This window comes from Streptococcus mitis (assembly GCF_047464035.1).
Taxonomy (GTDB): domain Bacteria; phylum Bacillota; class Bacilli; order Lactobacillales; family Streptococcaceae; genus Streptococcus; species Streptococcus mitis_DX.
The window spans coordinates 173,669-184,633 of record NZ_JASHCQ010000001.1; the positions used below are offsets into that span (position 1 = coordinate 173,669).

6 protein-coding genes are annotated in these 10,965 nt (G+C 39.2%); all 6 read right to left on the minus strand.

The genetic code is table 11. The features are described 5' to 3' along the window. Window positions 1–15 precede the first annotated feature (15 nt). The 6 genes from xerS to QM818_RS00780 all read right to left on the minus strand — a co-directional run bounded on the left by xerS (window position 16) and on the right by QM818_RS00780 (window position 10,946). Window positions 16–1,086, minus strand: coding sequence for a tyrosine recombinase XerS (gene xerS, locus QM818_RS00755; RefSeq protein ID WP_049487199.1), 1,071 nt, complete (start codon window positions 1,084–1,086; stop codon window positions 16–18). A gap of 273 nt (window positions 1,087–1,359) precedes the next feature. After that, window positions 1,360–1,797, minus strand: coding sequence for a MepB family protein (locus tag QM818_RS00760; RefSeq protein WP_061424846.1), 438 nt, complete (start codon window positions 1,795–1,797; stop codon window positions 1,360–1,362). An 88-nt stretch (window positions 1,798–1,885) separates the two neighbouring features. Continuing rightward, complete coding sequence (locus tag QM818_RS00765) at window positions 1,886–3,436, minus strand: ClC family H(+)/Cl(-) exchange transporter (RefSeq protein ID WP_261028031.1); 1,551 nt, start codon at window positions 3,434–3,436, stop codon at window positions 1,886–1,888. A gap of 16 nt (window positions 3,437–3,452) precedes the next feature. After that, window positions 3,453–4,232: a ribonuclease HII gene (locus tag QM818_RS00770; RefSeq protein ID WP_261028029.1), complete on the minus strand. Its 780-nt coding sequence runs from the start codon at window positions 4,230–4,232 to the stop codon at window positions 3,453–3,455. After that, window positions 4,219–5,070, minus strand: coding sequence for a ribosome biogenesis GTPase YlqF (gene ylqF / locus QM818_RS00775; RefSeq protein ID WP_261102746.1), 852 nt, complete (start codon window positions 5,068–5,070; stop codon window positions 4,219–4,221). The genes QM818_RS00770 and ylqF overlap by 14 nt, the downstream gene beginning before the upstream one ends. Window positions 5,071–5,318: 248 nt before the next feature. Continuing rightward, window positions 5,319–10,946 (minus strand): ZmpA/ZmpB/ZmpC family metallo-endopeptidase, encoded by a 5,628-nt coding sequence (locus tag QM818_RS00780; RefSeq protein ID WP_414299787.1) that lies wholly within the window; start codon window positions 10,944–10,946, stop codon window positions 5,319–5,321. Between the last annotated feature and the right edge of the window lie 19 nt (window positions 10,947–10,965).

The window sequence follows — 10,965 nt, forward strand, 5'->3', positions numbered from 1 at the left end:
TTAAAATACGTAAAATTATAAACTATCTAGAGCATTCTTTTGTTCATCATTAACGATATGGGTATAGAGGTCAGTGACTTGTGTGCTAGCATGTCCTAGCTGGTGACTGACCAAAACTTGCGATTTAGTCGCATCATAAAGCCTGGTTGCTAGGGTATGACGCAGTTTGTGGGGGGTTACACGTACTTTGAAGTCCTCAGAGTACTTAGCAACCATCTTTTCCACGCTGGAAGCATCGATACGATTGGGAACACCTCTGTAGAGTGTCAAAAAGAGGGCTGTATCTGTTTTTTCCGTCTTATAGCGTTGATTTCGAATGGCTAGATAATTCTCTAGGTAAGGCTTAGCAAAGGCAGCGACATTGACCGAGTCACGTTTGCCTCCTTTTCGAGTGACATCAATAACCATCATTTTGAGATTGAGATCCCTTATATCCAGATTAACAGCTTCAGATAAGCGGACACCAGACGCCAAGAGAAGGGCGATAATGGCCAAATCACGTTCTTTATTTTTATTAAATGATGAAAGAGCTCGATTTGAGAGTTGTTGTGGGTACTCTTGATCGATATAAGTTAGGAAACCTTCTGTTTCATCACCTAGAAAGAGTTTTTGCTTGATGTTTTCAGCTCTTGCAGCAAGAGTTTCTTTCTTTTTCTTGGTTGAAACTTTTTTCATTACATTACGATAGAAATAAGGTTCCCCCTGATCGTTTTCAACCTCCTCGGTCAGATACTTGTAAAGACTAGAAAGTGCTGACAAGGTACGATTGATAGTTGTCTGTGAGACACCTTGTTTGGTTGTATTAGCATTCAGCAAAGGACGTTCACGTAGGTAAAGGATAAAAGATTCCATGTCTTTCTTAGACATATTTTCCAAGACAGATAAAGGAATATCAGACATTTTATCAGCGTTTGAAATACCAGACTCCAAAACCCAGCTAAAAAATCGATCGTATTCCTTGAGGTATTCATACAAGGTTGTAAAACTGTAAGGAACAGCTAGCTTAGATTGATAGTATTCCAGAACATACCAGGGCATGATTTGTTTTAGTTTGTCGATTCGTTCCAGTAAAATCTCACGTTTCATGTATTTTCTCCATAAATAAGTCTCTACTAGTAGTATAGCATAGACTTATTTATTTTTCAAGAAAATTATAGTTTTTCGGAAAGATGTTATAGGGCTTTTTAATAGAATAACCAAAAATGATTTCATTTTTAATAACTAAAAAATTTTTTCGACAAAAATTGTCTATAATGTACTTTATTCCTGAGAAACTAACACAAAGACTTGGTTCTTTTTTCATAAGAACCAAGTCTTTGTGTCTGATATGAATCTACTAGAAATTTTTCAAAGTCATTCTTATAATTCAATTTCTCTAAAAAATTTCAATTGCCATTTTTGTGTTGATTGAGCCGTTGTATTTAAATTTGTGCACCAAGGCGGATAAAATCGCATGGACATTTTTCCTTTGCTGTTTTTTGTTGAGAGAATTTTCTTACAAGTAGCAACTTCGTTTGGAATAATAAATAGCCCCTTTTTATCATTATCGATGACAACGATAACAAGTTCAGTTCCCAAATCTTCATTGGTATAAGGAATGTTCATGTTATTTTTGTCTTTTTTCCAAAAAACTGTAAAATATCCTTCTTTTTTCGGTGTTCTTTTTGCTAAGCGGCATCTTTTATATCCTTGCTCATCCTTTATTTTGATAAGAATACCTTCGTATTTTTCATTCCACTTTTCTTTAATGAATTCAAAATCACCATAAAACTCATATAGAACATCTAGTATTTTCATTATGATGTATGTCCTCCCTTATCAAAATCAACAAAATATTCTTGATACATTTATTACATAATAAAAATTATGTAATAATATTTTTGATCTACAACAACAAATCTTTGACTTTCCCAATTTCACTTTTTGGAATCACCAGGTGGATCATATCCCCCAGATACATTCTGGTTGAGCCGTTAACTGTTTGGCTCTTACCATTATGTACTTGGGTGGTGATGAGTACGTTATGTGGCAAGTTGAGTTCGTGTACTTGTTTTCCTGCTATTTTATCAGATACAGGGATTTCAATGAGGGTGACTTCTCCTTCATCTGTTGCTTCTTCTGGCAGCATTTTTTCCAACATAGCCTCATAGACTGGTGCCCCCTTGAGTAGATCCATGATGATGTAGGCGACCAAGGTCACTAAACCAAGTGGCATGAGGTTGCGAATATCTCCTACCATCTCAGTTACGAGTATCATTGCAGTTAAGGGAGCCTTGGATATGGCTCCAAAATAGCCACTCATTCCCAGAATGACAAAGATAGGGAATTGCTCCTGACTGACAAGCCCAAGATTGACACAAATAACACCAACTAGGGCACCAAGCAAGGAACCAAGCGCCAAAATTGGTAGGAAAATTCCTCCTGGAAGGCCACTTCCATAACTAATCATACTCCAAACAAAACGAATCAGAAAGTAAGCTAATAGAACTTGGAAACTAAAATCTTGCTCAGTCAGGGAAAGAACTAGCTGATTTCCACCACCAAGGATTTTGGGTAAGAAGATTCCGACTGGTATGATAAGGATAAAAGCAAGAATTGGATAATAAGCTCTATCCAAACGGATTTTTTGACCAAGCCAATCATAAACTCGACCAACATTGAGCACAGCTTTCTCATAGAGAAAACCGGAAAGTCCAAGAAAAATTCCCATAAGGAGGTAAATCCAATACTGATCCAGGGTCATGAGTGGGATGTTGTCTGGCATGTCCAGTACGGGTGTTAGGCCAAATATGAGCAAAGAGACAAAGTTTGCTACGAGACTGGCTGCTAGAGTTGAGACCCAGAAAAAGCGTGAAAAATGGTGATAAACTTCTTCTACCACAAAGAGAAGTCCTGCAATCGGTGCATTAAAGGCTGCGGCTAATCCTGCTGCAGCACCACTGGCAATCAAGGAACGTTCCTCAACTGGACTGGATTTGAGCCACTTGGCAATACCCTTACCACCAACTGCTCCAAGTTGGATACTAGGCCCTTCACGCCCCAGCATGAGTCCACTGGCAATAGCTAGAATTCCAAGAATATATTTTTTCCAAAGAACGCCCCACCAGTTGAGAGTCATTAGTCCCTTTAATTCGGCTTCGACTTGAGGAATTCCTGAGCCTTTGATATCTTTCTCTGACCGTGTTAATTTAGCACTGAGCCAGCAGATGAGTATGTAAAATAAAACCAGTACAAAAAGATTGCGCACTAGGTGCGCTTGATCTTGATAAAGCCCTTGTATCAGGTGGAAGCCTTTTTCGATTGAAAACCGAAAAGATCCAACGATGATCCCAACAACGAGACCGACAATGATTCCTCGTCCAACTTGGGATAATATGGTGCTTGAGGCAAAGGCAAATTCTTTCTTGGAACTGAGTGTTTCTGACTGTTCCTCCATAATCATTCCTTCTATCTTATCTTTCTTTTTCTCCTGAAATCAGCGATTTAACGGGTTCAAAGCTGGTCCGGTGAATTGGGGTAACTCCTAGTTTTTCCAGTCCTTCTAGGTGTTTAGCAGTTCCATATCCTGCATTAGTAGTGAAATCATAGCCGGGAAACTGCTGATCGTATTCCTTCATCAATTCATCACGTGTCACTTTTGCTACTATTGAAGCTGCTGCGATCGAGAGGGAATTAGCATCTCCTTTAATGATGGAGGTTTGTGAAATGGGTAAATCCAGTTTCATGGCATCTATCAAGAGATGCTCAGGTTGAGGAGTGAGCTGGGAAATTGCTTCCTGCATAGCTAATTTGGTCGCTTCATAGATATTGACTTGGTCGATGACCTGATTATCCATGACTCCAATGCCGATTGATAAGGCTTGGTCTTGGACGGCTTGATAAATTTCTAGATGTTTCTTTTTAGGAATTTTCTTGCTGTCATTGAGCCCTCTAATTTTACAATTTTTAGGCAAAATAACTGCTGCAGCGACTACTGGCCCAGCCAGAGGACCACGGCCAACCTCGTCAACACCTGCAACCAAAGTCAATCCTTGCTTGTAAAGTTCTTTTTCGTAGGAAAGCATGGATTCCAAACGAAGATCCTCATCCAATTTAGCTTGAATGTTTTTTTTACGCTTGCTGATTTCCTTTTGAACTCCAGAGCGAGTATCCTTTTCAAGCTCCAAAAAAATAGGGCTTTCTAACTCCTTGACTGTGGCAAGGAGTTCTTTGATTTCTTTAATCGTCGCCATCGAGGTCTTCCAATGTATCTAAGGTATAGTTACCGAGTTTGCCATCGCGGACTTCCTTCACGAAGAGACTATAAAAGCGATCATAGTCATCACGGAAACCGAGAGCGCGGGTCATATCCATAATAATAACAGGCGCTTCTTCTTCAATTTTCATTTGTTTGAAGCGTTCAGCCAGCTTTTCTGGATAATGTTCTTTGAAATAATTGATACCAAAAATGGTCACCTCATCCATAGGGAGCAACTGGTCTTTGATAGCACCTGTTAGGGCTAGTTTGAGAGCGACAGTTTCGTCTTCGAACTTAGGCCAGAGAATCCCCGGCGTATCTAAGATTTCCAAGTCTTTGTTGGTTTTGAGCCATTGTTGACCTTTTGTAACACCAGGCTTGTTGCCGACAACGGCAATCTTCTTACCAGCCAAGCGGTTCATGAGAGTTGATTTACCAGCGTTTGGAATCCCGATAATCATGGTACGCAAGGTTTCAATTTTGATACCGCGTTCTTTCTGGCGAGCAATCTTATCGGCCATGAGCTTCTTGGCCGCATCTGTTACAACTTTTACAGTCACTTGCTCTTTGGAGTTAATAGCAAGCGTCTGGATTCCTTGTGATTCAAAATACTGACGCCATTCCTTGGTCATTACCGGATCAGCCAAGTCCGCCTTATTTAAAATCAAGAGTTTTGGTTTGTCACCAACAATCTTGGTCAACATAGGATTTTGACTAGATAGAGGTAAGCGTGCATCTACCAAAATCGTCACAAAATCAACAAATTTTAAATTTTCCTGCACCTGTCGACGAGCTTTAGACATGTGACCAGGAAACCATTGAATAGTAGCCATTGAGTTTTTTTCCTTTCGTAGCAAGGGTTTAGAGAACTTATTTTATTTTACTATAGCTTGAACATAGAGAGTTTTCAAATGATGTCCAAACAGTTCCTGTTTAATTACATAGAAATCTACCTTATATTATATCATGCCTTCTCTATTTTGTCTGATGATAGCCTTTTAAGCTCCCTGTATAGAAAAAAGCCATCAAATGATGACTTTTCATAGGGAGCAAAAAACTGCCTCCTTTATATTTTAAACATTTAAATGTCTTTTTTAAACAGTTGATCAAAGAAACCGTCTGTGTTTTTAAGAAGGGCTTTGAATACCTTGGATTTCAAATTCTCAGTATTTGAGTAGTTTCCAGCTTTCTTGAGGTCTTCTGTGACAGCTTTGTCGAATAAGGCTTTCAATTCGTTATAATTGTGAATGGTTTGTCCATCAATTGTAATCTCTGTGAATCCTTTTTCAGCTCTGGCTTTCACATCATGATACCAATGTTTCTTCCAATCTTCAAGGTTTAAGAATTGGTTGTTTGAAACTTTTTTGATAATGAAATCATCACCCAATCTACCCTGGTTTTGTTTATCCGCTTCACCTTGGTATTTACTAGATACATATCCGATAAATCCATTTTCATAGCCAAAGTAACCCCACATACGGAAGGCATTATGTTTGAAGGATAGAGAACCGGGGGCACCTGGACTCGTATTACCACCGTAAATACCCGCCATCATATTAACATTGACATAGGCTGTACCAAAGTCCTCTGGGTGGAAGACTTTATTGCCTGGATTTCCGTGAATGGTCATGAAATTATTATTTACCAAGTCATCGATGGTTTCCAACTTGGTTGCTTTCTCAGCATCTGTCAAGTCACGCACTTTGTCCCATTGGTGAGGAGCACCTAGTTTATTTCTATCCATAGGTCGACGTGTTTCGCGGTCAATTTTCTTGAACCACTTACTATTGTCACCTTTAACCTTAGGAAGCACAGCTTCAGCTTCTGCATAATCAAGCATCATCATAGCTTCATTGTAGTTCTTCATGTAGTGGTCGATTTGGTCGCGTGTTTGAAGTTTGTCAGGGTCTGGATTATACCACTGGTTTCCATCATTTGGTCGATGGTAGGCCATGTTAATACCTAACGCACCATACTCACCATTTGTTGTTGACTTATCAGGAGTTTGTAACATACCTTGAGCAAAGGCTTCCAAATCCGTACCTTGACGATGGTTATGTCCTCCAAAGTAAGCTACACGGTCATTAATGTGTGTGGTTTCATGTGTGAAGGCAGAAATACCAAACTGGTCAAGCATATTGGTTACCATGAAGTATACTTGCTCATCTTTCCACGGTTTTTCGTAGATTTTTGCCATCGCTCCCATAGCTCCATTAACTTGATGCCAACGGTCAGTCGGGCCGAATAGTTCACGAATAGGGGATACCACGGCTCCACCTTTTCCATAACCTTGACGATTTGCATCCTTAATTCCTGTATAAGATTGATTATCCCAAACAGGTGTTGGCACCATATATTCGCTCTTCAAAAGTTTGTTACGAACACTTGGAAGAGCTAAACGAGACCAGAAATCTAAGTAAGTTTGTTGCGCTTTAGCGACTTCATCAATACGTTTCTTCAATTCCTTACGTTCTTCTTCAGTGTTCTTACCATATTTCTCAAATGAGCTATAAGCCATCGTGTTATAGGTTGAAATCATAAAGATATGGGCTTTCTTCAAGTTGAGCAATGGTAAAATCATACGACCGTGAACGTCATTGTTTAAACCGTCAAATACACGGTGTCGCTTATCTTTAAAGGCTTCTGTGCTTGTTTCAGGCTCTGCCACATAAACGTTTTTCGCAGAATGAATAAACCAGTCATTCAAATCTTTATCTTCTGTAAACAAACGCATGTTATAGTTTAAGAAGCTACGTAAATCACCTTTACCAGTTGCACCAGCAATCACTTCTTTGTAGGCATCTTGTGTACGATCTCCTTTTAAGAAATACTCTCTTGACCCAATTTGAATCAAACGGTCGATGACACTTGGTGTTTTACCATAGAAATCAGGTTTGAACATCATCATATCCTTGATACTCAAATCACCATATTTGATATCATAGTAACGATTGAGATAAGTCAGTCCCATTATAATCTTAGCTTTATTATCTTCTACTTTCTTGAGTAGCGATTTCATCGCGGCATCATCACCGTTCAATTGATGGTCTTCATTTTCGATCAAGGATTTGACTAACTTATCTAGATTTTGCTTCACTTCGGCAAAACTTTCTTCTAAGTATAGATTACGAATATATCCATCTTTACGAGCATCTGTATTTTCTTCTGCCTTCTTACGTATATCCATTAACGCGCGTACTTCAGCTGAAATTAGGTCAACACTTGAAAGTCTTTCTTTCACATCTGCAATCAGTTTGTCTCGATTTTTAACAACCATATTTGGTGTATAGACAATGTTTTGACCTGCTACATCATACTCTTTTACTTGAGCTACTTTAGAATCAGCTTTAGCGGTAACTACCATTTCTTCTTTAGTGCCATCCGCATAGTGAACCATAATCTTATCAATATCTGATAAGTCTGTCACAAACTGACCATTCTTCATACCTGTCACAGATAACACTTCTTTAGTCAGTAGGTTTGAACTTGTAGCCAATCTGTTACCTTGGTTTACAATCCATTCTTTATTGTAGAAGGGTTGTAGTTTCTCAATGTTGTGGTATGCCTGCTCACGCGTTGCGTCATAATCTTGAGTTGTTTTATACTCATTATCACGAGTTGTTAGGTTGTTAAGTATATTCACAAGAGGATCTGTGATTTCATACTTATCAGCAGTGATATTGAAGGTTGCGATACGTTTATCAGCTTCAGCTTGATCTACACCCTGAATTTGTTTTGAACGTTCATATGAAACATTGCCTGACGCAACATCTTTCACATATACATTGTTCTTGAAGTAATGGAATCCAAAGTCTGGGTCGCCCGAATCCACTGAACCAGAACCGTACATGATTTCACCATTGTTTACTTTCATCATGCTGACGTTGTTTTCAACCCATCCCCAATTGTAGTTATCGTGAATGAGTCCACCGCTTTGGTTATTTGTTTTGAGAGTCATGGATCCTTTAACAACGGATTTAGTCAAGTGACCTTTTTGTTTTACATCCATAGGGTTTACACCGTGGTCGATTTTCGCAATCAGTCCACCGAATTTGGCGTTGTTTGCCTTAATATTTGCATCTACATAAGAGCTATCAACATTACTTCGCCAACTTTCGCTGACAAGTCCACCAGACCACCAACCTTTGTTACCCACACTTTCGATTTTACCAATGAAAGCAACATTGCGCATGATGGATTCGTCAAGTTTGTTCACCATACCCGTCACGTCATTGTTACCAACAACTTGGCCAGTCACTTTGATATTTTCTATTGTTGAATTCTTAAAGTTTTCACCGAGTGGTGCTGTTCGGTCAGCCCAAGGCATGTTTATGTTTACATTACCCAGATTAATGTCATGGATGTGAGCATTTTCAGCTCTTGCAAATAATGGCCGTGCTAGATTATGGATAGTGAAGTGATTACTTCCATCACTCAATAATTTTCCTTTGAACACATTCGTCACATATGATTTGTTCGGGGTTGGGGTGTTAGTTGCATTTAAGTCAGCCCCAAGTTTAAACTCACCATCAGGTTTTTTCTGCATATCTTCAATGAGTTCTTTGAAGTTGTAATATACATTTCCAACCTTTGGTCGTGGTTTTTCCATGTAATAAACGTACTCATTTCGTATCTTACTTGGGTCAGTATGCTGAATAAGGTCAACAGCTCTTGCGGTTACTTTGTAGAGAACTTGGCCAGCCTGATTAATCTCTTCGATTTTATCAACTGCTAAACGAGTCACTTTGTTATCCCGAGAAGTCACTTTGAGATAGTATTTTTCAGTCTCTGTTGGTGTCTCAGTCAGGAAGTCGTTCAACGTTTCTGTTCCGTCTTCTTCAACTTTTACTAAATTTGTTGAGGCAATGTTTTTCAACTCAACTTTTTTCAAATCCAAGCGAAGTGGTTTCTCTTCTAATGTTGCAGTCTCTTCTCCCTTACCACGATCATAGGTCATAGTGGTTTCTATCTTATAGTCCTTGTAGAATTTTAAATCTTCTACCTGCTTATTTAACTGCTCTGAAGTTAAATCTACTGTTTTGACAATTTCATTTCCATCTTTAATTGTCGCAGTAATTTTATTGATCTTGACTCCATCTGCATTAACCAAATGATAAGAAAGATTTGCGGAGCGGTCTAATACATTTGTGTCTGTTCGTTCCAAAGTCAAAACGGGAGCTGTTTTTTCTTTAGGCTTTTCTTTTGTACCTTTTACAAGAATTTCAGGCTTCATTTCTTTCAACACAGTTACGGTTTCAACTGGGTCACTAATTTTTTTGCCATGTAACTCTTCATAGCTAGTAACAATTTGACGTTCGCCATCCTCACCAACTTGTTTAACAGAATCATCGCCTATAAATTTGGTAGAATCAGATTCTTCTATAGTCGTTTTAGGAATAGTTTCTGTCCGAATGTCAGTATGTAAAGAAGGTAACTCTTCTCTTTCTGGTGCAACTTCTGAAACTGTAGATATTGGTTCAGTATACTCTGGAATGTCGATAACAGGTGGCTCAATCAAGTTTCCGTTTTCATCTACTCCTGTGGTGCCTACAGGTTCCGTGTATGCTGGTTTTTCATGAACTTCTGGTTCAACAAGATTACCGTCAATTGGAGCTGTATATTCTTGTTTCTCATGAACTTCCGGTTCCCCTTTATCAGTCACAACCGCTTCTGGTAACGCCGGTTGAACTTCTGGTTCTCCTTTATCAGTCACAACCGCTTCAGGTAATGCTGGTTGAACTTCCGGTTTTCCTTTATCAGTCACAACCGCTTCAGGTAATGCTGGTTGAACTTCCGGTTTTCCTTTATCAGTCACAACCGCTTCCGGCAACGCTGGTTGAACTTCTGGTTCCCCTTTATCAGTCACAACCGCTTCCGGCAACGCTGGTTGAACTTCTGGTTCCCCTTTATCAGTCACAACCGCTTCAGGTAATGCTGGCTGAACTTCTGGTTTGCCTTTGTCAGTCACAACCGCTTCTGGCAACGCTGGTTGAACTTCCGGTTTGCCTTTATCAGTCACAACCGCTTCAGGTAATGCTGGTTGAACTTCTGGTTTCCCTTTATCAGTCACAGCAGCTTCCGGTAATGTTGGTTGAACTTCTGGTTCCCCTTTATCAGTCACAGCAGCTTCCGGTAATGCCGGTTGAACCTTAGATTCGCCTTTATCAGTCACAACTTTGGGTTGCTCAACTGGCGAAACACTTGATGCCGGAGAAACCGACGAAACAGTTCTATCATCAAGCTCCAAGTAACCAACATATCTGTAACCAGAAATTTGCAACACACCATCACGACCAGACTTATGGATGTTAGCATTCAAATTAAGTGCTGAAGCAGTTGATAGTGTAACTAAACCTGTCGCCCCTACAATCAAAAATGTAGCTATTTTTTTATTTCTCTTATCTTTTGTAATAACTACAACAAGACTAGCGATGGTCAATAAACCAAATACAGTCATAATAGATTGAGAACTTCCTGTGTTTGGTAATGCGTCTTTTTCATAAATCAAGGCATATGACTCTTTTGATTCATCAGGAGTACCTGATTTCAGGTGAGCACGTTCATTTTGCGTCAAATTAGCATAATCCAAGTAGTGATATGTGGATGCCCTCACAACTGAGGGTGCAAATAAAAGACTCCCAAGAAATACTGAACCAACAATACCTTTTATTTTCCGAATGGAAAATTTATCTTTTTTTAATAATGACAATTCTAATCCTCTACATTTG

Excerpts from the sequence above, each read along its gene's own strand:
- xerS (WP_049487199.1), bottom strand. The coding sequence starts at position 1,086 with ATGAAACGTGAGATTTTACTGGAACGAATCGACAAACTAAAACAAATC.
- QM818_RS00760 (WP_061424846.1), bottom strand. The coding sequence starts at position 1,797 with ATGAAAATACTAGATGTTCTATATGAGTTTTATGGTGATTTTGAATTC.
- QM818_RS00765 (WP_261028031.1), bottom strand. The coding sequence starts at position 3,436 with ATGGAGGAACAGTCAGAAACACTCAGTTCCAAGAAAGAATTTGCCTTT.
- QM818_RS00770 (WP_261028029.1), bottom strand. The coding sequence starts at position 4,232 with ATGGCGACGATTAAAGAAATCAAAGAACTCCTTGCCACAGTCAAGGAG.
- ylqF (WP_261102746.1), bottom strand. The coding sequence starts at position 5,070 with ATGGCTACTATTCAATGGTTTCCTGGTCACATGTCTAAAGCTCGTCGA.